The sequence below is a fragment of the Plantactinospora siamensis genome (assembly GCF_042434095.1).
Lineage (GTDB): Bacteria > Actinomycetota > Actinomycetes > Mycobacteriales > Micromonosporaceae > KBS50.
This window is the reverse complement of the sequence record NZ_JBHLUE010000012.1, coordinates 134,223-156,169: the sequence shown is the minus strand read 5'-3', so window position 1 is coordinate 156,169 and position 21,947 is coordinate 134,223. Positions and strand designations below refer to the sequence as shown.

The following is a 21,947-nucleotide window of genomic DNA, read 5'->3' as shown; positions in this document are numbered from 1 at the left end:
CCGCCCCGTCGGGCAACTCGTCGCCACCCGCCGCGCCGTCGTCGCTACCCGGCGCGGCCACCCGCCGCGCCGTCGCGGCGGGGCAGCATGTCGGCACCTGGCGCGCGGGCGGTCAGGGCGGCGGAATCTCGGCGACGGCCATGCCGGTCGTCCCGGTCGGCACCTGGGCCACCACCCGGCCGGCCGGGTCGATCACACAGGTCGGACCGAGACCGATCCGCTGTTCGTCTCGTTCTCCCGTGACGTCGGCGGAGGCCAGCCACATGCCGGTCTCGCGGACCCGCCGCAGGCGGATCTCGGTGTGCAGGTCGCGCCACCGGAGCGCCGCCTGCCGGCGCATCATGTTCTGGGCCGGGACCAGCAGCACGTCCGCCCCGCCGGCGGCCACCGCGGCGGCCGCGCCGGGGAAGCCGGTGTCGTAGCAGATGTTGATCCCGAACCGGACCCCGGCGCAGTCGAAGATCGGGTACGCCTCGCCGGGGGTGAACATCGACTCGGCCGGGGTCAGAAACGTCTTGCGGTAGCGGCCGAGGACCCGTCCGCGCGCCACCACCAGGGCCGTGTTGTGGTACCGGTCCCCGCACCGCTCGAGCACGCCGAACACCAGCGTCGGCCGGACCCGGGCCAGCGGCGCGAGCAGCGCGGTCAGGTCCGGCGAGCCGAGGTCGACCGCCTGCCGCCGGACGTGTTCCGCGGTGACCAGGTAGCCCTGCAGGAAGCACTCGGGGAACAGCAGCAGGTCGACCTGCGCCCGGTCGGCGAAGTCCAGCATGACGCGCGTCGCCGTGGCCACGTCGCCGAGGACCTCCGGCGTCTGGCAGGCACCGATCCGCACCCGGTCACCGTATCGCCGGAGCGGGCGCCGGTGGCGGGGTACGTGCCCCGTCCGGCGAGGCCGAGGCGGGTGTGGTTAAGTGACCGACGGAGGCGTTCAGGCGGCTGGTGCCCCTCCCGGTCTTCAAAACCGGTGTGGCCCGGGATCCGGGCTGGGCGGGTTCGATTCCCGTCCGCCTCCGTTACGTCATGCCGGTGGCCGGCGCTCGGCCGCCGGCCCGTACCGGGCAGGGAGCAGCGCATGCAGGGGCCGGCCGACGCACGGCGCCGGATCCCGCGTACCGACGTGGTGCTGGCCGATCCGCGGCTGGTGGAGGCCGCCGGCACGGCGGGCCGGCCCGCGGTCAAGGCCGCCGTCGTGGCCGCCCAGCGGCGGGCCCGGGCGGGCGAGATCCGGCCCGAGGACGTCGCCGAGGTGGCCGCCGCGGCGCTGGCCGGACCGGTCGACGGGCTGCGCCCAGTGCTCAACGCCACCGGCGTGGTGCTGCACACCAACCTGGGTCGGGCGGCGCTGTCGCCGGCCGCCCTGGACGCCCTGGTAGCGGCCGGCGGTCACACCGACGTCGAGCTGGACCTGGCCACCGGCCGGCGGGCCCGGCGGGGCCGCTCCACGCTGGCCGCGCTGGCCGCCGCCGTCCCGGACGCCGGCGCGGTGCACGTGGTCAACAACGGCGCCGCGGCGCTGGTGCTGGCCGCCACGGCGCTGGCGGCCGGGCGGGAGATCGTCGTCAGCCGCGGCGAGCTGGTGGAGATCGGCGACGGGTTCCGGCTGCCGGACCTGCTGGTCAGCACCGGCGCGCGGCTGCGCGAGGTCGGTACGACCAACCGCACCACCGCGGCCGACTACGCCGCGGCCATCGGGCCGGACACCGGTTTCGTGCTCAAGGTGCACCCGTCGAACTTCGTGGTCCGCGGGTTCACCTCGGCCGTACCGGTGGCCGAGCTGGCCGGCCTGCCGGCGCCGGTCGTGGTGGACATCGGCTCCGGGCTGCTGGCCCCCGAGCCGGCGCTGCCGGACGAGCCGGACGCCGCCTCGGCGCTGCGTGCCGGCGCCGCGCTGGTGACCGCGAGCGGGGACAAGCTGCTCGGCGGCCCGCAGGCCGGGCTGCTGCTCGGCGAGGCGGAGCTGGTGGAGCGGCTCCGCCGGCACCCGCTGGCCCGCGCGCTGCGGGTGGACAAGCTCACCCTCGCCGCGCTGCGGGCCACCCTCACCGGGCCGGAGACGCCCACCCGGCGGGCCCTGCTCGCCGACCCGGGCGCGCTGCGGGACCGCGCCGAGCGGCTGTGCGCCACGTTGCGCGCCGCCGGCCTCGCCGCCGAGGTGGTCGGCACGGCCGCCGTGGTCGGCGGCGGCGGCGCGCCCGGCGTCGAGCTGGCGTCGTGGGCGGTCGCGCTGCCCGAGCGGTACGCCCCCGCGCTGCGCGCCGGCACGCCACCCGTGCTCGGCCGGGTGGACCGGGCCCGGCTGCTGCTGGACCTGCGCTGCGTACCGCCGGCCGAGGACGACCGGCTCGTCGGGGCCGTGCTGCGCGCCGCCGCCGCCCCTGACGCGGACGGCGCGGGAGTCGTGGCGGCGGACGCCGACGGCGCGGGAGTCGTGGCGGCGGACGCGGACGACGCCGGAGTCGTGGCGGCGGGCGCCGGCGTCGTCGCGGACGGCCGCGCCGATTCCTCGGCGGCCGCCGGGACCGGCCGAGTGGACGCCGCCGGCGAGGTGGCGGCGGGGGAGACCGAGCGGGCCGGCGGGCGCCGCTGATGCACGTCATCGCCACCGCGGGCCACGTCGACCACGGCAAGTCCACGCTGGTCCGGGCGCTCACCGGGATGGAGCCGGACCGCTGGGCCGAGGAGCGGCGTCGGGGCATGACGATCGACCTCGGGTTCGCCTGGACCGGCCTGCCCTCGGGCGCCGTGCTGGCGTTCGTGGACGTCCCGGGACACGAACGGTTCGTGCCCAACATGCTGGCCGGAGTCGGCCCGGTCCCGGCCGCCATGATCGTGGTGGCCGCCGACGAGGGGTGGATGCCGCAGTCGGCCGAGCACCTGGCGGCGCTGAACGCGCTCGGGGTGGCCCACGGGCTGCTGGTGGTGACGCGCTCCGACCTCGCCGATCCGGCGCCCGCCCTGGAGCTGGCCCGGGACGAGCTGCGGGCCAGCTCGCTGGGCGAGGTGGCGGCCGTGGCCGTGAGCGGCGCCACCGGGGCCGGGCTGGATCGGCTGCGGGCCGAGCTCGACCGGCTGGTCGCCGGGCTCCCACCGGCGGACCCGACCGCCCCGGTCCGGCTGTGGGTGGACCGGTCCTTCTCGATCCGCGGCAGCGGCACGGTGGTGACCGGGACGCTCGGCGCCGGCACCCTGCGGGTGGGGGACGACCTGGAGCTGGCCGGCGGCCAGCGGGTCCGGGTACGCGGCCTGCAGTCGCTCGGCCGCGCCACCGGCGAGGTGGCCGCGGTGGCCCGGGTGGCGGTGAACCTGCGCGGCGTTCCGCGGGATGCGATCGGCCGCGGCGACGTCCTGCTCACGCCGGGCCGATTCGGCCTGACCGACGTGCTCGACGTGCGGCTGGCCGGGGATCCGGTCGCGGAGCTCGGGTCCGAGCTGATGCTGCACGCCGGCTCGGCGGCCGTGGCCGCCCGGGTCCGCCCGCTGGGCCCGGACACCGCCCGGCTGCGGCTGGCCCGCGCGCTGCCGCTGCGGGTCGGCGACCGGGCCCTGCTGCGCGACCCCGGCCGGCGGCACGTCGCGGGCGGGGTCATCGTGCTGGACGTGGCGCCGCCCGCGCTGCGGCGCCGGGGCGCGGCCGCGGATCGGGCGGCCGTGCTGGCCACCCTGAACGGCCGGCCGGATGAGGCGTCCGAGCTGCGCCGCCGGGGCCTGCTCCGGCGGGCCGAGCTGGAACGGATGGGGGTGTCCCCGACCGGCGAGCCGGTGGCCGGACAGTGGCATGCCGACCCGGCGCACTGGACGGGGCTGGCCGGCCGGCTGGTGGCCGAGGTGCACCGGGAGCGGGCCGCGGATCCGCTGGCCGCGGGCGTACCGGTGGAGACCCTGCGCCAGCGGCTGGGCCTGCCGGAACGGATCCTGGTCGAGGCCCTGATCCGACCGCCGTTGCGGCTGGCCGCCGGTCGGGTGCTGGTCGGCCCGGAGGCGCCCGGGCTGCCCGGGCCGGTGGCCGCGGCCGTCGACCGGTTGGCCGCCGAGCTGGCCGGGGCGCCGTTCCAGGCGCCGGAGGCGGCCCGGTTGGCGGAGCTGGGTCTCGGCGCGCGGGAGCTGGGCGCCGCCGTACGGGCCGGCCGGGTGCTCCGGCTGGCCGAGACCGTGGTGCTGCTGCCGGACGCGCCGGAGGCGGCGGCGAAGGTGCTGGCCGGGTTGTCGCAGCCGTTCACGCTGAGCGCGGCCCGGCAGGCGCTGGACACCAGCCGGCGGGTGGCCGTGCCGCTGCTGGAGCTGCTGGACCGGCGCGGGGTGACCCGGCGGGCGGACGACGGGACCCGTACCCTAGCGTCCTAGGATGCGGTAGACGCTGTGATCGACCGGAGGGACGGGCGGAAAGCCGCACCTGCTGGTCACACCGGGCCTAGCGTGAGGCCGTGGACGTGGACCTGGGGGACCCGGCGGCGATCTGGCGGGACAGCAACCACCGCTGGCGGATCGAGGCGTACCGGGCGCCCGACCTGCGGTTCGCCGTGTACGCCACGAACGGCACGACCGAGTCGGCCCCGCTGTGGCTGCTCGGCATGCCCGCGCTGGCCCGCTGGCTGGCCTACCAGAAGATCGGGCTGGACAGCCTGGAGGTCGACGCCTGACCGGCGTGGCAGCCCCCTGACCGGGGGACAGCCGGGGGATTCGTCCGGTCCGGGCCGGTCGGCGGCCCTACCGTCGGCTCGTGAAGAACCGGGGGCTACGCACGTTCCTGTCCATCCTGGCCGGGCTGGCCGTCATCTACCTGGGCAGCAACCAGCGCGACGGCTCGCACCGGGTGTCCAACACGCTGCTGCTGGTGGCCGCGGCGGCCGCCCTGGTCGTCTGGCAGCTGACCAAGCCGGGGGCCAACAACTCCACGGGTTGAGCCCGGCGCCGCCCGTCGGCCGGGTCGACGCCGGCCGGCGAGGCAGCGGCGCCGGCCGGCGAGGCAGCGGCGCCGGCCGGCGAGGCAGCGGCGCCGGGCGGCCGGGTCAGTGCTGCGGCGCTGGGCGGCGGGTCAGCGGTTCGGCCCGGGGTGGCCACGCCAGCGGTGCGGCCTAGGCCGGGTCAGCGCCGCGCCGTGGCGGGGGCGCGCCGCGATGTCCGTGCCGCGCCGGCCCGGCCGGCGGGCCGCCCGCCGCCGCCCGCGCGCAGCCGGTCCGGGTCCTCCGCGCCCAGTGACACCCGGACCAGCGCCGCCACCAGGCGCGGCAGTTGGCCGTCCGGCGCCAGTTCGGCGAGTTCGGCGGGCGAGCCGGGCAGCCCCAGCCGGCGGGCCGCGCCGGCCGCGCGGCGGTCCAGGTAGGGGGCGATGTCCGGCCACACCCCCTGGACCTCGCGCAGGTAGATGGCCGCCCCCGTGGGGCCGATACCGGGGAAGGCGGTGAGTTCGGTACGCAGCGCCGTCGGCTGTCCGTTCGCGGCGCGGTGCAACCGGCGCAGGTCGCCGTGCCACCGGTCCAGGCACAGCAGGGCGCCGTTCCCGAGCATGGTGGCCGTGCGTTCGTCGTACCGGCGGTAGTGCCCGCGGCCCAGCGCATCCACCCGGTCCTGCCAGCTCGCGTCGGCCATCGCCCGCGGCGTCCGGTAGCGGGCGGCGAAGAGCTCCCGGGCGGCCGCCACGCCCACGCCGGCCCGGATCCTGGTGCTGAGCAGGGTGGCCAGCACCAGCAGCTGGTAGAGCGGGCCGGGCCGGTCGACCAGGGCGATGCCGGCCTCCTCGGCGTACGTCCGGCCGTGCCGTTCGAGCAGGGTCGTCACGATTGCCCGCGGTTGCGCCATGCGGCCCGCTTACCCGCCCGGTGGCCCGGCACGCGTGGCCGGCCGGCGGCCGCCGGACGAATGCCGGCCGGCGGGCCCGGGTATCCAGCGGGTGCGCGGAGGGAAGGAGTTACGGCCATGCCGAACATCCAGCAGCCCGAGATGCGGCGCAACGAGAAGAATCCCTTGGTCCAGGACAGTCGCGAGCCGGGCCCGGGCGCCCGCCCGGGCGGGCGCGGCGGCGCGGCCCGGCCGGTACCGCCGGAGCAGGTCTCGCCGTACGGCCCGGCCGGCCGTCCGGTGGCCGCCGAGCGGGACCGCTGAGCCGCTCGGGGCGGCCCTCGCTCAGTCGCCGCTCAGGCGGTCGAGCGTGACGGCGGCCGCGAGACCGTACGCCAGGTGCGGCACGAGGTCGGACAGCCAGGAGCCGGCGCTCCAGGTCCGCGGATCGCTGACCCGCAGCGCCGCGATCGGGGCATCCGAGCCGACCATCGCGCCCACCCCGAGCAGGCCGGCCGCGACCGGAACCGGTAACCGGCGGCGGACCAGCAGGGCGTACCCGACCGCGGTCGCCACCCCGGACACGTAACCCAGCAGTGGCCCGAGGCCCGCGCGGCGATTCGCCGCCCGGTCCTCGGGCCCGAGTGGTACGTGGGCGGTGTCGGCCAGCCGCCGCACCGTCTCCTCGGGCGTGCTGCTGGTGGGTCGCGCCCGGACGGCCATGTCCAGGTACGTGACCACGTTGAGCGCCGAGCTGCCGGCCAGTCCGGCCAGTGTCCCGGACAGCAACCGGTCCGCGGGGAGCGTCCGGTTCATCGCGGCTCGCCCCGGTCGCGCTCGCCCTTCGGCCCCAGCCCCCGGTCGCCGCGCAGCACGCCGCGCTGGCCGCGGTCGGACTGCAGCACCTTGTTGGCGGCCTCGTCGGCCTTCTTGTCGTTCGCGGCGCCCGAGTTCTCCAGCTGTTTGCGCAGGCGGGCCCGTTGGACGTCGTACGCGTTGCTTCCCGGACGTGGTCCTGGCATGGCGGTGCGCCTCCCTGGCCTCGACTACTGGCGTTCGCGGTGTCTACCCGTCCCCGGCGGGCCCATGCGGGACCGGCGCGATGATCGTGGGGCAGTGCGCGTGGTGCAGCACGGCCTGGCTGGTAGAGCCGAGCACCAGGCCGGCGAGCCCGCCGCGGCCGCGGGCGCCGACCACCACGAGCTGAGCCCGGGCCGACTCCTCGATCAGCGTCGGCGCCGCCCGCGCGTGCGCCACGCGCCGGATGACCGGCACCTCGGGGTAGCGGTCCTGCCAGTCGGCCACGGCCTCGGCGAGCCGCCGGTCCTCCTCGGCGCGCAGCGACTCGGTGTCGTACACCAGCGGCATCATGTCGCCCGGGCCGTTCGAGCGGGGATGCCGGAAGGCGTGCACGGCCCGCAGTTCGGCGCCGCGCAGCGCGGCCTCCTCCGCGGCCACCGCGAGAGCCTGCTGGGAGGTGGCGGAGCCGTCCACACCGACCACCACCGGCCCGCCGGGGTGCTCCGCGCCGCGCGCCACCAGCACCGGGCAGCTGGCGTACGAGGCGGTCTGCAGGGCGATGGAGCCGACGAGCAGGCTGCCGAAGCCGCCCAGTCCCCGGTCGCCGACCACGACGAGGCTGGCGTCCCGGCTCTCCCGGCAGAGCACCGCCGCCGGCTGGCCGTCCACCACCTCGCCCTCGACCGGTACGCCGTCGACGGCGGCGCGGGTCTCGGCGAGGGCGGCCTGGAGGATCCGGTCCGCCTGGCGCCGGAGCCCGGCCTCCGGCGGCCCCTCCGGTGGGGGGTCGACGTCCACGTGCAGCATCGGCCAGAGGAACGCGTGCACGACCCGGATCGATCGGTGTCGGCGGTGGGCCTCGGCGGCGGCCAGCTCTATGGCCCGGCGTGCGTCCGCCGAACCGTCCACCCCGACCACCACGGCCGCGTCCTGGTGCCTGCCCACCACCTCACTATCCCGATCGGGGCCGCCGGCTGCGGCGATACCGCGAACGCCGTGCGGCGGCAGCCGTGTTGATCATCGTGCCCGGCTGGCCGCAGCGGAGGGGGTACGGGCGCGGCCCGGAGCCGGCCAGATGCCGATGGTGCGGCTGGGCCGTATGATGCGTGCCCGATGGCAATGATTCCGGGGAGGGCCATGGTCGAGGACGCGTCGTTCGCCGCTCACCTGCGGGCCGCCGCACCCGACCGGCAGGTCGAGGCGATGGTCGGCTATCTGCGAACCCGGCTGGGGGTGTCCGGCGCCGACGTGCTGCTCGCCGACTACCGGATCGCCGGGCTGTGGGGGGTGCTCGACTCGACCACGTCCGGCCGCATCCCGCTGACCGGCCAGGACGCCGCGGCCCGCTGTTTCAGCAGTCAGCAGGCCCTCGTGGACACCGGCCCGCGGGGCGTGCGGCTGTACGTCCCGGTCACCGTCTGGGGCGAGCGGGTGGGTGTGCTGGTGGTGGAGCTGGCCGAGCCGCCGTCCGACGTGCTGGCGGGGCGGCTGAACGTTCTGGCCGGCGACCTGGCGCTGGCCCTGCGCGCCGCCGACCGGGACACCGACCGGTACCGGCGGGTGCGCCGCCGCGGCCGGCTGAGCATGGCCGCGGAGCTGCAGTGGGAGCTGATCCCGGGGCGCAGTCTGTGGCACGACAGCTACCTGTTGGCGGGCCAGCTGGAGCCGGCGTACACGGTCGGTGGCGACAACTTCGACTGGGCGGTCAACGACGACCGCCTCACGGTCACGGCGGTGAACGGGGACGGCACCGGCCTGCCGGCGTCGCTGCTCACGGCCCTGGCGGTGAACGCGATGCGCAACGCCCGCCGCTCCGGTGGCAGCCTGGCCGAGCAGGCGGAGCTGGCCTCGGACACCATCTTCCAGCACCACCGGGGCGAACGGCACCTGGCCACGGTGCTGCTGGAGCTGGACTTCCACACCGGACGGGTGCAGGCCGTCGACGCCGGGTCGCCGCGGGTGATGCGGGTGCGCGGCGGTGAGGTGCACCGGATCTCGCTCGAGGAGCAGCTGCCGCTCGGCATGTTCGAGGAGGGCCGGTACTCGTCCCAGGAGTTCTGGATCGAGCCGGGGGACCGGCTGTTCGTGGTGACCGACGGGGTCTACGCGGCCGCTCCGGGGGAGCGGGAGCCGTACGGGGACCGGGTGCTGGCCAAGGCGATCCGGTCTACGCGCCTGCAGCCGGCCACCGAGGCGGTTGGTACGGTCATGCGCGACCTGCGCGACTATCACGACGACACCGAACTGGACGACGATGCGGTTATCGTCTGTCTGGACTGGCATGGCATGAAAACGGAGCGGCTGGGGTAGTGCGGGTACTCCGCACGTAGCGGTGCGGCCAGCCCGTCGGACAACTTTAGAGGACACCGGATGGAGCGACCTCCGAACCTCGCCTCGGCGGTTGAGGCGGCAGCAGAGGCCCTGGTGGGCGTGCTGGACGATGCGCGTTCGCAGCATCCCTCACCGGTGTCGCCCACCCAGCTGCGAGTGCTGTCGTTGATCAACGGCCGGCCCGACACGAACGTCAACAAGCTGGCCGAGCTGCTGCAGGTCGTACCGTCGTCGGCGAGCCGGCTGTGCGACCGGTTGGAGGCGATCGGCCTGATCCGGCGGGTGCCGGACCAGCGGGATCGCCGGGAGGTTCACCTGCTGCTGACCGGCGCGGCCCAGACGCTGCTGGGGGAGCTGCGCGAGCGTCGGTGTCAGGCGCTGCAGGTCGTGCTGGACGCCATGCCGACCCGGGCCCAGCACGACCTGCTGGCGGCGCTGCTCGCCTTCGCCGAGGCGGCCACGCCGCTGGCCCAGGCCGTGGCGTCCGAGGTCGAGGCCCGCACGGCCTGACCGCCCGGGTAGCGCGCTGTGTGCTTCGCCGCACTCCCCGGAGCTAGCATCCTAGGACGCCTTAGGGGGAGTACCGGGCACGCAAAACCTGAAACGACACGCTCCGACCCGCACCGGCCCGCCCATGATCGACTTCGGCCCCGATATAGTGGCAGCGCCAACCAGCCGGCGTACCGCTGCGAAACCTGCACGGACCCGGCCAGTCGAGAACCCCCGGCCGGCCGGCGGGGCCGCACGCGGCGTCGTCGGGTCGCGCTTGCGGGGTACGCCAGGGGAGGGGAGGGTCGGTGTCACGTCGCCCGGCTTCGGCGCCGGACGCCGGGCCACCCGATCACACCGCCGTCCGGCCGGCGGGTCGGACCCGCGCCATCCTCACGCTGCCCAACCTGATCAGCCTGCTGCGGCTGATCGGGGTGCCGCTGTTCCTCTACCTGTTCCTGGTCCCCCGGGCGGATGCCGTCGCGGTCGCCGTGCTGGCCGTGGGTGGCAGCACCGACTGGGTCGACGGGTACGTGGCGCGCCGCCTCGGGCAGGTCAGCCGGCTCGGTGAGCTGCTCGACCCGCTCGCCGACCGGCTCTACATCCTCGCCACGCTGCTGGCCTTCACCCTGCGCGACGTGGTGCCCTGGCAGTTCACGGTGGCGCTGCTGGCCCGCGAGCTGCTGCTCGGGGTGCGGCTGCTGGTGCTGCGCGGCTACGGGTTCGGCCCGCCGCCGGTGCACTACCTCGGCAAGACCGCCACTTTCGTGCTGCTGACCGCCTTCCCGGTGCTGCTGCTGGCGGCCGCGGTGCCGGGCGCCGCGGCGGTGGCGGGGCCGATCGGCTGGGGGCTGGCCTGGTGGGGCCTGGTGCTCTATTGGGCCTCCGGCGTGCTGTACCTGGTGGAGGCGGCCCGGCTGATCCGGATGGTCCGGCAGCGTCCCGGGCGGGAGCTGCGGGCATGACCGACCGGGATGAGCGGACGGTGTCCCGTCCGGGCCGCACCTACGCGCCGGACTTCCTGACCGAGCTGTTCCGCAACCCGCTGGATCCCGGGTACGCCGACGCGGCGCGCCGGCGGGCGAGCCGCGCGCCGGGCCGGGGCGCGGGTACGGATCGCCCGGCCCGGGTGGTGACGCTGGTGGTGCTGGTGCTGGTCGGCTTCCTGCTGGCGGTCGCCTACCGGCAGACGCTGGCCGACGAGCCGGGTCGGGCGAAGGCGCGGGCCGGGTTGGCGGATCAGATCAAGGAGCGGGAGGCCGAGAACGACCGGCTGTCCGCCCGGGCCGACGGCCTGCGCCAGGAGGTGGCCCGGCAGCGGGACGCGGCGGTGGGCGGCCGGGAGGCGGCTCGGCTGCGCGATCTGGAGGCGGCCACGGGCCTGGGCCGGGTGCGCGGCAACGGCGTGGTGGTGCGGGTGTCGGACCCGCCGTCGACCTCGGACGCGGTGACCGGCGCGCATGCGCCGAGCCTGGGCCGGGTGATGGACCATGACCTGCAGGACGTGGCGAACGCGCTGTGGGCGGCGGGCGCCGAGGCGGTGTCGATCAACGGCCAACGGTTGACGGCCACGTCGACGATCCGCGCGGCGGGCGGCAACATCCTGGTGGATTTCCGGCCGGTGTCCGGGCCGTACGACGTGTCGGCGATCGGTCCCGCGCGGATCGCGGACCGTTTTTCCGCCAGCGGGGCGGCGACGCTGTTCCGGGCGCTGGCGTCCCGGTACGGCACGGGCTTCGAGGTGAAGAAGGCCGACGATCTGACCCTGCCGGCGGCGAACGAGCCGCAGCTGCGGTACGCGAAGCCCCCGCCGGAGCCGAGCCCGACCCCGATGGTGGGCAGTTCCTCGACACACAGCCCCCGTTCCCCTTCTTCCACCCCTTCTGGAGGCGGCCGATGATCGCTGTTCTGGCGTTGATCGCCGGCGTGTTGCTGGGTATCGCGTTCGGGCCGACGGTGCCCCCGGCGTTGCAGCCGTACCTGCCGATTGCGGTGATCGCGGCGCTGGACGCCGTGTTCGGTGGCGTCCGCGCGAAGCTGGACCGGATCTTCGACGACAAGCAGTTCGTCATCTCGTTCATCTCGAACGTGCTGGTGGCCGGGGTCATCGTGTACCTGGGTGACCAGCTGGGCGTGGGCGGCCAGTTGTCCACGGGTGTCGTGGTGGTGCTTGGGGTGCGGATCTTCGGCAATGTGGCGGCGATCCGCCGGCACCTGTTCCGGGCGTAGGGGGTCGGGGATGGTTGAGCAGCGGCCGGAGCCGGAGCCGGGGACGGGCGGCGCGGGGGCGGACGACACCGGGACGGGTTGGCCGGCTGGGCCGGGCCCGGCCCAGCCGGTGGGCGAGCCGGATCCGCGCCCGGATGCGCCGCCGGCGGACGGGGTGGGGCCGCTGGTGGCCGATCCCGACGCCCCCGGTGGGGCGGCGCCGGAATCCGGCGGCCGCGAGCAGCGGCCCGGGGCCGGTGCGCGGGTCGGCGCCGAGGCCGCCGGCGGGGCCGGTGCGGCGGGCGCGCGGGAGCCGGACGGCGGTGTCGACCCGGATGTCGACCCGGATGATGGCCCTGATCCGGACGAGGGTGCGGGGCGGGCCGGTGGGCCCGACCCGGACGGGAACCCGGCGGGTGTGGCGGGTCCGGTGGGCGGCGCCGGCCGGCTGTTCCGCCGGCCGGGGCGACCGAGCACGGCGGGCGGCATGATCGCGGTGTTGCTGTTGCTGCTGGGCTTCGCGCTGGCGGTGCAGTTGCGGTCGAACTCGTCGGATCAGACGCTGGCCTCGGCGCGGCAGGAGGACCTGGTGCGGATCCTGTCCGATCTGGAGGCGCAGCAGCAGCGGCTTCGGCTGGACATCGCCGGGTTGGAGGACAGCCAGCGGCAGCTGGCCTCGGGCGCGCAGGGTCGGCAGGCGGCGCTGGAGGAGGCCACCCGGCGGGCCGACGAGCTGGGCATCCTGGCGGGCACGTTGCCGGCGCGGGGTCCGGGCCTGACGGTGCGGTTCTCGCCGGGCAGCAAGCCGATCGGCGCGGCCACGGTGCTGGACGCGGTGCAGGAGTTGCGGGGCGCCGGCGCGGAGGCGATGGAGATCTCCGGCGGTGACGGCGCCACGGTGCGGATCATCGCGTCGACGTATTTCCTCGACGCGGATGGCGGTGCGATCACCGTGACGGGTCGCCGGCTGACCGGGCCGTTCACGTTGACCGTTGTGGGGGAGCCGGAGACGATGCGTACGGCCTTGAACATTGCCGGTGGGGTGGTGGCATCGGTGGCGGGCGACGGCGGTAACGTGATCGTCGACGAGCACGACGTGGTGGACATCCGGGCGTTGAGTCCGGCGTCCAGTCTGAAGTACGCGCATCCGGTCTCCTGACGGATGCGTCCGGGCCGGTGGTCCGGGTTTCGGAGTTCTGGCAGCTGCAGTGACGATGACGAAGGACGCGTCTGGTGATTCCTGAGGATCTGCGGTACACCGCCGAGCACGAGTGGGTTGCCGGCGATGGCGGCGGAACGGTGCGGGTGGGGATCACCCATTTCGCCCAGGACGCCCTGGGTGACATCGTGTTTGTCCAGTTGCCGGACGAGGGGACGGCGGTCGAGGCCGGCGAGTCCCTCGGTGAGGTGGAGTCCACCAAGAGCGTCTCGGAGATTTATTCGCCGCTGACCGGCACGGTCGTGCGGCGAAACGAGCAGTTGGCGGACCAGCCGGAAATCATCAATACCGATCCGTACGGTGCGGGTTGGTTGGTGGAGATCGAGTTGGCCGATCCGGATGCGGTGGAGCGGTTGTTGACCGCGGCCGCCTACCGGGAGCTGACCGAGAGCTGAGCACGCTCCGGCCTGCGATGTTGTGCCGCGCGTCCGGTTGCCCTGTATTTCGGCGCTGGCTAGGCTCGCCCAGTCGACCGAAGACCCAATAGTTGCGCGTTGCGGAATTGCCTTCCCGGGCACGGGGGAGCCAGCCGCCGGGTGTCTTACCGCCCGGCGGCCAGACCCGCCATTACCCTGACGCCGACCGAAACAGATCCGTGAGGTGGTCCAATGACGCGCCCAGACGACGAGTTCCCCCCGCTCGACGTCACGTCGACGCTCAACCTCGGTTCCCTTGACGAGGTTTTGGAGGGGCCCGACGCCGATGTCGTGCCGAGCCGGATGTCCGGTTCCCTGCCTCCGGGCATGGCCCTGCTGGTGGTGCGGCGTGGGCCGAACGCCGGTGCCCGGTTCCTGCTCGATCACGATGTGACGACCAGCGGGCGGCATCCGGACAGTGACATCTTCCTGGACGACGTGACGGTGTCACGGCGGCACGCCGAGTTCCACCGGGACGGCGGGACCTTCACGGTGCGCGATGTGGGCAGCCTGAACGGCACCTATGTGAACCGGGAGCGGGTCGAGGCCGCGACGTTGAGCAACGGTGACGAGGTTCAGATCGGCAAGTTCCGGCTGGTGTTCATCGCCGGGCCGCGTCCGGAGGAGGAGGCCGGCCGGGGGTGAGCGACGGTGCGGCGGCGGCCGCGTCCGGTGCGCCGCGGCGCTCCGGCGCGGGCTCGCCGGACGGCCGGGTCCTTCCGCTGATGAGCATCGGCGAGGTGCTGGCGCAGCTGCGGCCGGAGTTCCCGGACACGACGATCTCGAAGTTGCGGTTCCTGGAGGCCGAGGGCCTGGTGGAGCCGCAGCGCACGGCGGCGGGATACCGCAAGTACAGCTGGGACGACGTGGCACGGCTGCGGTTCGTGTTGACGGCGCAGCGGGATCAGTACCTCCCCCTGCGGGTGATCCGGGCTCAGCTGGCGGAGTTGGACGTCGACGGCGTCCCGGGGCGGGCCCGGCCGGCCCTGGTGGCGGTGGGGTCGGCGGACGAGGCGCCGGCGGCGCCGGGTGAGCCGGACCTCGACGGCGTCGAGGTCCGGCTCACCCGCGCGGACCTGGTGCTGCGCAGCGGGCTGGATGGGGCGACGCTGGCCGAGCTGGAGCGGCTGGGGATCGTGGTGTCGACGCCGCCGGGTTGGTACGACTCGGACGCGTTGATCATTTCGCGGGCGGTGGCGGGGTTGGCGGCGTACGGGTTCCAGCCGCGGCATCTGCGCGGCTACCGCACGGCGGCGGACCGCGAGGTGGGGTTGTTCGCCCAGTTGGTGGCCCCGCTGGCCCGGCAGAGTGATCCGGCGGCGCGGGCGCGGGCGGCGGAGCTGGCGCGGGAGCTGGGGGCGTTGTCGCAGCAGTTGCATGCGGCGTTGGTGCGGGTGGGTCTGCGGGAGACGTTGGGGCGTTGACGGGCCCGGGGGCTGCCAAAGATCTTTCGCGTTGCGCGTGCCGTAGGCTTCCTGGGGTATGCCTGTGTCGGTGGGTGGATGCGGGCGTCCGGCCCTACCGCGGTGCTCGGGTGGCCCGTGTACCGTTCAGAGACAGGGCATGTCGCGTCGGTGGGCGAGCAGCCCGCCGGTGGCGGTGCTGGCGGAAGTGCGACGACACGGAGGCGGCGGTGCGCGAGCTGAGCGTGGTCGGGGTTCGGGTGGAGCTGCCCAGCAACCAGCCGATCGTCCTGCTCAGGGAGGTCGACGGTGACCGTTACCTGCCGATCTGGATCGGCGCCGTGGAAGCGAGCGCGATCGCTTATGAGCAGCAGGGGGTCAAGCCGGCGCGGCCGCTGACCCACGATCTGTTGCGGGACATCCTGGCGGCGGTGAAGGCGCCGCTGCGGGCGGTGGAGATCACCGAGTTGAAGGAGAACGTCTTCTACGCGGATCTGTTGATCGGCGACGGTCTGCGGGTGTCGGCGCGGCCGAGCGACTCGATCGCGCTGGCGCTGCGGGTCGGCGCGCCGATCCGGTGCGCCGAGGAGGTCCTCAGCGAGGCCGGCATCGTGATCCCGGACGAGCAGGAGGACGAGGTCGAGAAGTTCCGGGAGTTTCTGGAGCAGGTGCAGCCGGAGGACTTCGCCGGCTGACGGATCCGCCGGCCGGGCGGCCGCGGCGCGTTGCCCGGGTCGCCGGAGTCGTCGCGGGAGTCGCCGCCCGGGTCGTGGACGCCGCCCCGCGGGGCGCGGCACGCCGAGGTGACCGGGACGGTCGACGGCGTGTCGTGGTCGATCGTGCGGGTGGTGCGGCTGGGAGCGCTATAGGGTTGCCTCGTTCACCGGTGGTGTCGTTCCGTAGGGATGGGACACCGCGACGCGGGGAGGTTGTCCGGATGCATGAGCCAGGGGATCCCGATCCGGTTGCCGCCGGCCGTGAACCCGGCGGCGACGGTCCGGGCGACGGGTCGGTCGAGCCGGGCGGGCAGGTGGGCTACCGCGGGGTGACGGCCTGTCACGCGGTGGGGATCAGCTACCGGCAGCTGGACTACTGGGCGCGGACGGCGCTGGTGGTGCCGAGCATCCGGGACGCCTCGGGTTCGGGGACGCAGCGGTTGTACTCGTTCCGCGATCTGGTGGTGCTCAAGGTCGTCAAGCGGTTGCTGGACGCTGGTGTGTCGCTGCAGAACATCCGCCGGGCGATCGACACGTTGCGGTCGCGGGGCGTGGAGGATCTGGCCACCATCACCCTCATCTCGGACGGCACCTCGGTGTACGAGTGCCGGTCGCCGGAGGAGGTTGTCGACCTGTTGCAGGGCGGCCAGGGGGTGTTCGGGATCGCGATCGGCGGGGCGTTCAAGGAGATCCAGGGTTCGCTGTCGCACCTGCCGGCCGAGCAGGTGGGCGCGGCGCCGGCCGAGGTGGCGGTGGAGGAGGCGCCGGAGGCGGTGCCCGCGGTGGGCGACGAGCTGGCGATGCGCCGGGCCCGGCGCCGAGCCGGCTGATCCACTCCGGTGACCGTGGCGGTCCCGGGCGCCGGTGGCGGCCGGTGGTTCCGGTGGGGTGTCGCCGGCCGGTTGTGGTCGCGGCGTCGCCGTGCGCTGTTCCGGTTGCTGGGCATGGCGGTGCTGGTGGCCGGCATGCCGGTGGTGGGTTCGGTGGTGTGGGTGCAGTCCACCGCCCGACCGCACCTGTTCGACGCGGCCGATGTGCCGGCCGCACCGGTGGCGCTGGTGCTCGGCGCGCAGGTGTCCCCGTCCGGTGATCCGTCGCCCTTCCTGGTCGCACGGCTGGAGTTGGCGCGGCGGCTGTACGCGGCCGGGCGGGTGCGGGCGGTGCTGGTGTCTGGGGACCACGGCCGCTGGTCGTACGACGAGCCGGACGCGATGCGGCGGTGGCTGGTGGACCGGGGTGTGCCGGCCGGCAGGGTGGTCGCCGACTACGCGGGCTTCGACACGTACGACTCGTGTGTGCGGGCGCGGCGGGTCTTCGGGGTGCGGCAGGCCACCGTGGTCACTCAGGACTTTCACCTGGCGCGGGCGGTGGCGGTGTGCCGGGCCGTCGGGGTGGACGCCACCGGGGTCGGTGACGGCACGGCGCGGCAGTACCGGCTGACCTGGCTGCGGGGCGCGGCGCGGGACCAGGCGGCCGCGGTGAAGGCGGTGTTGGACGTGAGCACCGGCCGGGACCCGGTGTTCCTGGGCCGGCACGAGGACGGGGTGGACCGGGCGCTGGCCGGCTAGCAAGACTGAAGAGCGGCTTAAGTGTGGCGGTGCCAGGTGGACGCCGGTTGGGGCGGGTCGGCAGAATGCCGGGGTGTTCGGATCTGCGTACCGTCGCGTTCCTGTCCTGGTCGGCCTGCTCGCGCTGCCGCTGATCGCCTGCTCGGCCCCGGCGGCCCGGCCGGTGACGGTGTCGGCGACCCAGCCCGGGTCGCCGCCGCCGGCGGCCACCGCGGCGCCGTCCAGCGCGGCCGCCGCGTCGGGGTCGGCCGGGCTGGGCCGGCGGCCCGCGGCGAAGACCAGCACCGCGACGAAGGCCGCCGCCGCGGCCGGCGGTGACTGCGGCGTCTTCCCGGCCGACAACGTGTGGCACGCCGACGTGTCGAAGCTGCCGGTGCACGCCCGGTCGGCCGGGTTCGTGTCCAGCGTCGGCGCCGGCGGCGCGGTACACGCCGACTTCGGCTCGGGCGAGTGGGACGGGGCGCCGATCGGCATTCCGGTCACCGTCGTGCCGCCGGGTCAGCCGAAGGTGCCGGTGAGCTTCGAGTACGCCGACGAGAGCGACCCCGGGCCGTACCCGATCCCGGCCGGCGCGGCGGTCGAGGGCGGCGCGGGTTCCGACGGTGACCGGCATGTCATCGTGTGGGACCAGGCGGCCTGCCGGTCGTACGAGCTGTTCGCGGCGCAGCGGTCGGGCGCCGGCTGGAAGGCCGGCTCGGGCGCGGTGTTCGACCTGCGGTCCAACGCGTTGCGGCGCGCCGGCTGGACCTCGGCGGACGCCTCGGGGCTGTCCATCCTGGCCGGGCTGGTCCGGTACGACGAGGTTGCCACGGGCCGGATCGATCACGCCATCCGGTTCACCGTGCCGCGCAGCCGCACCGGCTACACCTGGCCGGCCACCCATTCGGCGTCCTCGGCGACGGATGCGAACCTGCCGCAGATGGGGCAGCGGTTCCGGCTCAAGGCGTCGGTGTCCACGGCCGGCCTGCCGCGGCAGGCCCGGATCATCGCGGAGGCGATGAAGCGGTACGGGATGATCGTGGCCGACAACGGTTCCGGCTGGTACATCTCCGGCGCCCCGGATCCGCACTGGGACAACGACGACCTACACGCGCTGGGTGGGTTGCGCGGCAGCGACTTCGAGGCGGTGGACGCCTCCGGGCTGCGGGTCAGTGCCACCTCCGGTCAGGTGGGCAACTGAGCCCGACCCGTGCCGTGTTCGGCCGATCACCCGGGGCGGTCCCGTTCGTGGGACCGCCCCCGCGTGGTTGGCACGTCCCTGACCTGCGAAAAGTCGCTTATGGCGCACCGGTCGACGCGGCCGACCGGCCCGTACCGCTATGGTGCCGTGACGGCAATGTTGCCGAACGCCGTCCCGGTGGTGTTCCCCTCACCCACCGGGCAGACCCCCTCGTAGGACTCGAGAAGGAAGCCCCTGGAATGACGGACTCGAACCGCAACCCCGCAGACGGCGCCCCGGCCGGATCCCACTTCGACCGCATCGGCGGCGCCCCGGCGCTCAAGACCGCCGTGCACCGGTTCTACGACCGGGTCCTGGCCGACCCGGAGTTGGCCACCTACTTCGCGGGCGTGGACATGCAGCAGCAGAAGCGGCACATGACGCTGATGTTGACCACGGTGCTGGGCGGGCCGGACGCGTACACCGGGCGGTCGCTGCCGGAGGCGCACAAGCCGCTGCGGATCCCGGTGTCCCACTACAACCTGGTGGGCGAGCATCTGGTGGCCACCCTCGACGACCTGAACGTCCCCGCCGACATCGTCTCCGATGTGCAGAAGGTGCTGGCCCAGGTGCAGGACCAGGTGGTGGCGGACGACCAGCTGGCTGGCGCCTGAGCGTGGACGTCGACCGGCTCAAGCACAGCTGGTCCCTGGCCGCCGCGCACGGCGACGAGGTGCCGCTGTTCTTCTACTCGACCCTGTTCCTGACCCATCCGGACACCCGGCAGATGTTCCCGACCAACATGGCGGGGCAGCGGGACCGGCTGGTCACGGCGCTGGGACACGTCGTGTCGAACGTGGACCAGCTGGACCGGCTCGTGGGCTTCCTGCAGGCCCTCGGCGCCGACCACCGCAAGTTCGCGGTCCGCGCCGAGCACTACCCGGCGGTGGGTGAGGCGCTGCTGGCCACCCTGGCGCATTTCCTCGGTCCGCAGTGGACCGAGGAGCTGGCCGCCGACTGGACGGCCGCGTACGGGCTGGTGGCGCAGGTCATGACGGACGCCGCGCGGGAGGCCGAGAAGGTGAGCCCGCCCTGGTGGGTGGGCGAGGTCCTGGCCCACGAGCGACGGTCGTTCGACGTGGCCGTGCTGACGCTGCGGCCGTCGTACCTGCTGCCGTTCACCCCCGGGCAGTCGATCGGGGTGGCCGTCCCGGCGGTGCGGACCTGGCGGTACTACTCCCCGGCCAACGCCCCGCGGCCGGACGGGACGCTGGAGCTGCACGTGCGGGCCACGCCCGGCGGTGTGGTCAGCTCCCGCCTGGTCTACGGGTTGTCCGTCGGTGACCAGGTGAACCTGGCCTCGCCGGTCGGGGACCGGCTGGCGTTGAGCCGGTCCGGCGGCGCCGACCTGCTGCTGCTGGCCGGCGGCACCGGCTGGGCGCCGCTGAAGGCGCTGGTGGAGCAGGTGGCCCTGGAGGACCGGGGCCGGCGGGTGCAGCTGTACGTGGCCGCGCGGGCGCCGCAGGAGCTGTACGACGGGGAGGCGCTGGACAAGCTGGCCGCCTCGTACCCGTGGCTGAGCGTGCGGTACGCCTTCGGCGGCGGCCCGCCCGGCGGCGAGGGCGCCCCGGCCCGGCTGGTGGACACGGTGCTGTCCGAGGGTGACTTCCGCAACCGGCACGTGTTCGTGTGCGGCTCGGACGAGATGGTGTCCGGCTCGGTGCAGGCGCTGCGCCGCTCCGGCTACGACCCGGGCCGGCTGCACCACGAGGGTCTGGGGACGCACTGGTACGGCCCGGCCTGGCGAACCCATATCGACCCGCTTGAGCAGCGCAACCCCGCGACGTCCGGAGGTGACCAGTGACCGCGGTCCCGATCAGCAGGTACGACGGCGCGGAGGTGACGGCCGGGCCACCGCAGATCCGGCTCACCGCCGACCGGGCCCGCCGGTGGACGTTCGAGCAGACCACGTTGACCCGCCGGGGCTACGACCCGCGCGCGGTGGACGCGTTCCGGGTGCAGGTGGCCGACGAGTTGGACGTGCTGGCCGGCCAGATCGCCAACCTGCGGGCGGAGAACGAACGGATCAACAACCAGGTCGAGCTGTACCGGCACGGGGTGATCCCCAGCCAGCGCAAGGACAGCGGGGGGCCCGCCGCCAAGGACGTGAACCTGCTCTCGGCCGCCCAGCGGGAGGCCGAGCAGATCATCGCGCAGGCGCACGACTACGCCCGCCGGGTCGCCGACTACGCCCGGGTGCAGTACGAGGCGTACGTGCAGGCGGCCGTCGACGACGCCCGCCGGGAGGCCGAGCAGGCGGTGCACAGCTACCGCAACACGGCCGGGCCGGACTTCACCGACTCGGCGGCCATGCAGGAGGCGCTGCGCATCTACGGCGAGATGATGATCTCGCACATGGAGGCGGCGGCGAAGCACCTGCACGACGGCAGCGAACACCTGTCCCGCACGATGGACAAGATGGCCCGGGACGCCGGCCAGCCGGTGGCCGGTCCGGCGGGCCGCCCGGCCCTGCCCCGCCACGAGCGCCCCTGACCCACCCTCGGCCCCGCCCGACGTTGACCATGACCTTCATGATCGACCGGGCGGGGCGGGGGAGTGGGGTCCGGGGACTCGCCGGTGGCGGCCCGGGCGAGGCAGCATGGACGGGTGACGGAACTGGCAGGCGAACGGTTCGGGGCGCTGGCGCGGCAGGTGGCGGCCGGCGACGTGGTGGTGCTCAGCGGCGCGGGGCTGTCCACCGAGTCGGGCATCCCGGACTACCGGGGGCCCAGCGGCGCGGCCCGGCGGCACACCCCGATGACGTACCAGGTGTTCACCCGCGACCCGGTGGCCCGGCGCCGCTACTGGGCGCGTAGCCACCTGGGCTGGCGCATGATCGCGCGGGCGACGCCCAACGGCGGGCACCGGGCGGTGGCCGACCTGCAGCGCCGGGGCCTGCTGGCCGGGGTGATCACCCAGAACGTCGACGGGCTGCACCAGGCCGGCGGCGCGCGCTCGGTGATCGAGCTGCACGGCAACCTCGACCGGGTGGTGTGCCTGGACTGCGGCGCGCGCAGCGGCCGGGCCGAGCTGGACGCCCGGTTGCGGGCCGCGAACCCGGACTTCGCGGCCCGGGCCACCGCGGTGAACCCGGACGGCGACGTCGACCTGCCGGACACCGAGATCGACCGGTTCCGGACCGTGGGCTGCGCCGGCTGCGGCGGGATGCTCAAGCCGGACGTGGTGTTCTTCGGCGAGTCGGTGCCGCCGCCGCGGGTGGCGCAGTGCTTCGACCTGGTCGAGCGGGCCGGGCTGCTGCTGGTGCTCGGGTCGTCGTTGACGGTGATGTCGGGCCGCCGGTTCGTCATCCGGGCGGCGAAGCGGGACATCCCGGTGGCGATCATCAACCAGGGCCCCACCCGGGGCGACGACCACGCCACCTACACCGTCGACGCCCCCCTCGGCGCCGCGCTGACCACCCTGCTCGCCCGCCTCGACCCGCCCGCTCCGCCGCCCCCGGTCCCCGTCGATCATGGCGCCGTGGTGGGTGGTTCATCACCCGATGCGGCTTTGGCGGCCACCACAATTCCATGATCGACGCGACCGGGGTCGGGGGGACGGGACGGGGACGGGACGGGGG

General features: G+C 74.8%; 26 protein-coding genes, 1 tRNA gene and 1 pseudogene. 23 read left to right on the top strand and 5 right to left on the bottom strand.

The genetic code is table 11. From position 1 onward, the window contains the following. Positions 1-112: 112 nt before the first annotated feature. A complete protein-coding gene (locus ACFFHU_RS17240) occupies positions 113-835 on the bottom strand; it encodes a carbon-nitrogen hydrolase family protein (RefSeq protein WP_377340122.1) in 723 nt (240 codons plus the stop codon). Between the two features lie 88 nt (positions 836-923). Here ACFFHU_RS17240 and ACFFHU_RS17235 point away from each other — a divergent pair. The 5 genes and pseudogenes from ACFFHU_RS17235 to ACFFHU_RS17215 all read left to right on the top strand — a co-directional run bounded on the left by ACFFHU_RS17235 (position 924) and on the right by ACFFHU_RS17215 (position 4,903). Continuing rightward, positions 924-1,016 (top strand) — tRNA-Sec (locus ACFFHU_RS17235). 59 nt (positions 1,017-1,075) lie between these two features. Then, a pseudogene (selA, locus tag ACFFHU_RS17230) lies at positions 1,076-2,362 on the top strand (L-seryl-tRNA(Sec) selenium transferase); the annotation flags it as partial. Between the two features lie 227 nt (positions 2,363-2,589). After that, positions 2,590-4,344, top strand: coding sequence for a selenocysteine-specific translation elongation factor (gene selB, locus ACFFHU_RS17225; protein WP_377340120.1), 1,755 nt, complete (start codon positions 2,590-2,592; stop codon positions 4,342-4,344). An 86-nt stretch (positions 4,345-4,430) separates the two neighbouring features. Then, positions 4,431-4,640, top strand: a complete 210-nt coding sequence (locus tag ACFFHU_RS17220; RefSeq protein WP_377340146.1) for a hypothetical protein — start codon at positions 4,431-4,433, stop codon at positions 4,638-4,640. A gap of 80 nt (positions 4,641-4,720) precedes the next feature. Then, on the top strand, positions 4,721-4,903 hold the full coding sequence (locus ACFFHU_RS17215) for a hypothetical protein (RefSeq protein ID WP_377340119.1): 183 nt from the start codon (positions 4,721-4,723) through the stop codon (positions 4,901-4,903). 182 nt (positions 4,904-5,085) lie between these two features. Here the strand turns inward: ACFFHU_RS17215 and ACFFHU_RS17210 are convergent, their stop codons facing one another. Next, positions 5,086-5,799, bottom strand: coding sequence for a hypothetical protein (locus ACFFHU_RS17210; RefSeq protein WP_377340118.1), 714 nt, complete (start codon positions 5,797-5,799; stop codon positions 5,086-5,088). A 117-nt stretch (positions 5,800-5,916) separates the two neighbouring features. Between ACFFHU_RS17210 and ACFFHU_RS17205 the strand changes: the two genes are divergently transcribed. Continuing rightward, positions 5,917-6,102, top strand: coding sequence for a hypothetical protein (locus ACFFHU_RS17205; RefSeq protein ID WP_377340115.1), 186 nt, complete (start codon positions 5,917-5,919; stop codon positions 6,100-6,102). Positions 6,103-6,123: 21 nt separating this feature from the next. On the opposite strand, the gene ACFFHU_RS17200 is transcribed toward ACFFHU_RS17205, so the two are convergent. From ACFFHU_RS17200 to ACFFHU_RS17190, 3 genes are read right to left on the bottom strand one after another with little or no spacing between them, the layout of a single operon-like run. Continuing rightward, on the bottom strand, positions 6,124-6,594 hold the full coding sequence (locus tag ACFFHU_RS17200; protein WP_377340113.1) for a hypothetical protein: 471 nt from the start codon (positions 6,592-6,594) through the stop codon (positions 6,124-6,126). Beyond that, on the bottom strand, positions 6,591-6,800 hold the full coding sequence (locus tag ACFFHU_RS17195; RefSeq protein ID WP_377340112.1) for a phosphatidylethanolamine-binding protein: 210 nt from the start codon (positions 6,798-6,800) through the stop codon (positions 6,591-6,593). Before ACFFHU_RS17195 ends, ACFFHU_RS17200 begins: the two co-directional genes overlap by 4 nt. A 43-nt stretch (positions 6,801-6,843) precedes the next feature. After that, positions 6,844-7,743, bottom strand: a complete 900-nt coding sequence (locus ACFFHU_RS17190; protein WP_377340110.1) for a universal stress protein — start codon at positions 7,741-7,743, stop codon at positions 6,844-6,846. 168 nt (positions 7,744-7,911) lie between these two features. Here ACFFHU_RS17190 and ACFFHU_RS17185 point away from each other — a divergent pair, with 168 nt between their 5' ends. The 17 genes from ACFFHU_RS17185 to ACFFHU_RS17105 all read left to right on the top strand — a co-directional run bounded on the left by ACFFHU_RS17185 (position 7,912) and on the right by ACFFHU_RS17105 (position 21,901). Continuing rightward, positions 7,912-9,108: a PP2C family protein-serine/threonine phosphatase gene (locus ACFFHU_RS17185; protein WP_377340108.1), complete on the top strand. Its 1,197-nt coding sequence runs from the start codon at positions 7,912-7,914 to the stop codon at positions 9,106-9,108. Positions 9,109-9,168: 60 nt separating this feature from the next. Beyond that, complete coding sequence (locus ACFFHU_RS17180; protein WP_377340107.1) at positions 9,169-9,639, top strand: MarR family winged helix-turn-helix transcriptional regulator; 471 nt, start codon at positions 9,169-9,171, stop codon at positions 9,637-9,639. Between the two features lie 287 nt (positions 9,640-9,926). Next, positions 9,927-10,583 (top strand): cardiolipin synthase ClsA, encoded by a 657-nt coding sequence (clsA, locus tag ACFFHU_RS17175; protein WP_377340105.1) that lies wholly within the window; start codon positions 9,927-9,929, stop codon positions 10,581-10,583. After that, positions 10,580-11,518 carry a DUF881 domain-containing protein gene (locus tag ACFFHU_RS17170; RefSeq protein WP_377340103.1) on the top strand — a complete coding sequence of 313 codons (939 nt, stop codon included), beginning with the start codon at positions 10,580-10,582 and terminating at the stop codon, positions 11,516-11,518. The genes clsA and ACFFHU_RS17170 overlap by 4 nt, the downstream gene beginning before the upstream one ends. Continuing rightward, positions 11,515-11,847: a small basic family protein gene (locus ACFFHU_RS17165; RefSeq protein ID WP_377340102.1), complete on the top strand. Its 333-nt coding sequence runs from the start codon at positions 11,515-11,517 to the stop codon at positions 11,845-11,847. Before ACFFHU_RS17170 ends, ACFFHU_RS17165 begins: the two co-directional genes overlap by 4 nt. 10 nt (positions 11,848-11,857) lie before the next feature. Beyond that, positions 11,858-12,985 carry a DUF881 domain-containing protein gene (locus ACFFHU_RS17160; protein WP_377340100.1) on the top strand — a complete coding sequence of 376 codons (1,128 nt, stop codon included), beginning with the start codon at positions 11,858-11,860 and terminating at the stop codon, positions 12,983-12,985. 74 nt (positions 12,986-13,059) lie between these two features. Then, positions 13,060-13,440: a glycine cleavage system protein GcvH gene (gene gcvH / locus ACFFHU_RS17155; protein ID WP_377340098.1), complete on the top strand. Its 381-nt coding sequence runs from the start codon at positions 13,060-13,062 to the stop codon at positions 13,438-13,440. A gap of 213 nt (positions 13,441-13,653) precedes the next feature. Next, positions 13,654-14,106, top strand: coding sequence for an oxoglutarate dehydrogenase inhibitor Odhl (gene odhI / locus ACFFHU_RS17150; protein WP_363854664.1), 453 nt, complete (start codon positions 13,654-13,656; stop codon positions 14,104-14,106). Further along, positions 14,103-14,885, top strand: coding sequence for a transcriptional regulator FtsR (gene ftsR / locus ACFFHU_RS17145; RefSeq protein WP_377340096.1), 783 nt, complete (start codon positions 14,103-14,105; stop codon positions 14,883-14,885). The genes odhI and ftsR overlap by 4 nt, the downstream gene beginning before the upstream one ends. 209 nt (positions 14,886-15,094) lie before the next feature. After that, the gene (locus ACFFHU_RS17140; protein WP_377340093.1) at positions 15,095-15,559 is read left to right on the top strand and encodes a bifunctional nuclease family protein; all 465 of its coding nucleotides are present in this window, start codon (positions 15,095-15,097) and stop codon (positions 15,557-15,559) included. Between the two features lie 242 nt (positions 15,560-15,801). Then, positions 15,802-16,410, top strand: a complete 609-nt coding sequence (locus ACFFHU_RS17135; protein ID WP_377340091.1) for a MerR family transcriptional regulator — start codon at positions 15,802-15,804, stop codon at positions 16,408-16,410. Positions 16,411-16,419: 9 nt separating this feature from the next. After that, positions 16,420-17,148 carry a SanA/YdcF family protein gene (locus ACFFHU_RS17130; RefSeq protein WP_377340089.1) on the top strand — a complete coding sequence of 243 codons (729 nt, stop codon included), beginning with the start codon at positions 16,420-16,422 and terminating at the stop codon, positions 17,146-17,148. Between the two features lie 73 nt (positions 17,149-17,221). Further along, positions 17,222-18,328 (top strand): hypothetical protein, encoded by a 1,107-nt coding sequence (locus ACFFHU_RS17125; RefSeq protein ID WP_377340088.1) that lies wholly within the window; start codon positions 17,222-17,224, stop codon positions 18,326-18,328. Positions 18,329-18,567: 239 nt separating this feature from the next. Then, positions 18,568-18,981, top strand: a complete 414-nt coding sequence (locus ACFFHU_RS17120; RefSeq protein ID WP_377340087.1) for a group I truncated hemoglobin — start codon at positions 18,568-18,570, stop codon at positions 18,979-18,981. 2 nt (positions 18,982-18,983) lie between these two features. Continuing rightward, the gene (locus ACFFHU_RS17115) at positions 18,984-20,171 is read left to right on the top strand and encodes a globin domain-containing protein (protein ID WP_377340086.1); all 1,188 of its coding nucleotides are present in this window, start codon (positions 18,984-18,986) and stop codon (positions 20,169-20,171) included. Further along, positions 20,168-20,860 (top strand): DivIVA domain-containing protein, encoded by a 693-nt coding sequence (locus tag ACFFHU_RS17110; protein ID WP_377340084.1) that lies wholly within the window; start codon positions 20,168-20,170, stop codon positions 20,858-20,860. Before ACFFHU_RS17115 ends, ACFFHU_RS17110 begins: the two co-directional genes overlap by 4 nt. A 123-nt stretch (positions 20,861-20,983) precedes the next feature. After that, entirely contained in the window at positions 20,984-21,901 is a 918-nt protein-coding gene (locus ACFFHU_RS17105) for an NAD-dependent protein deacetylase (protein WP_377340144.1), read from the top strand. The last annotated feature ends 46 nt before the right edge of the window (positions 21,902-21,947 follow it).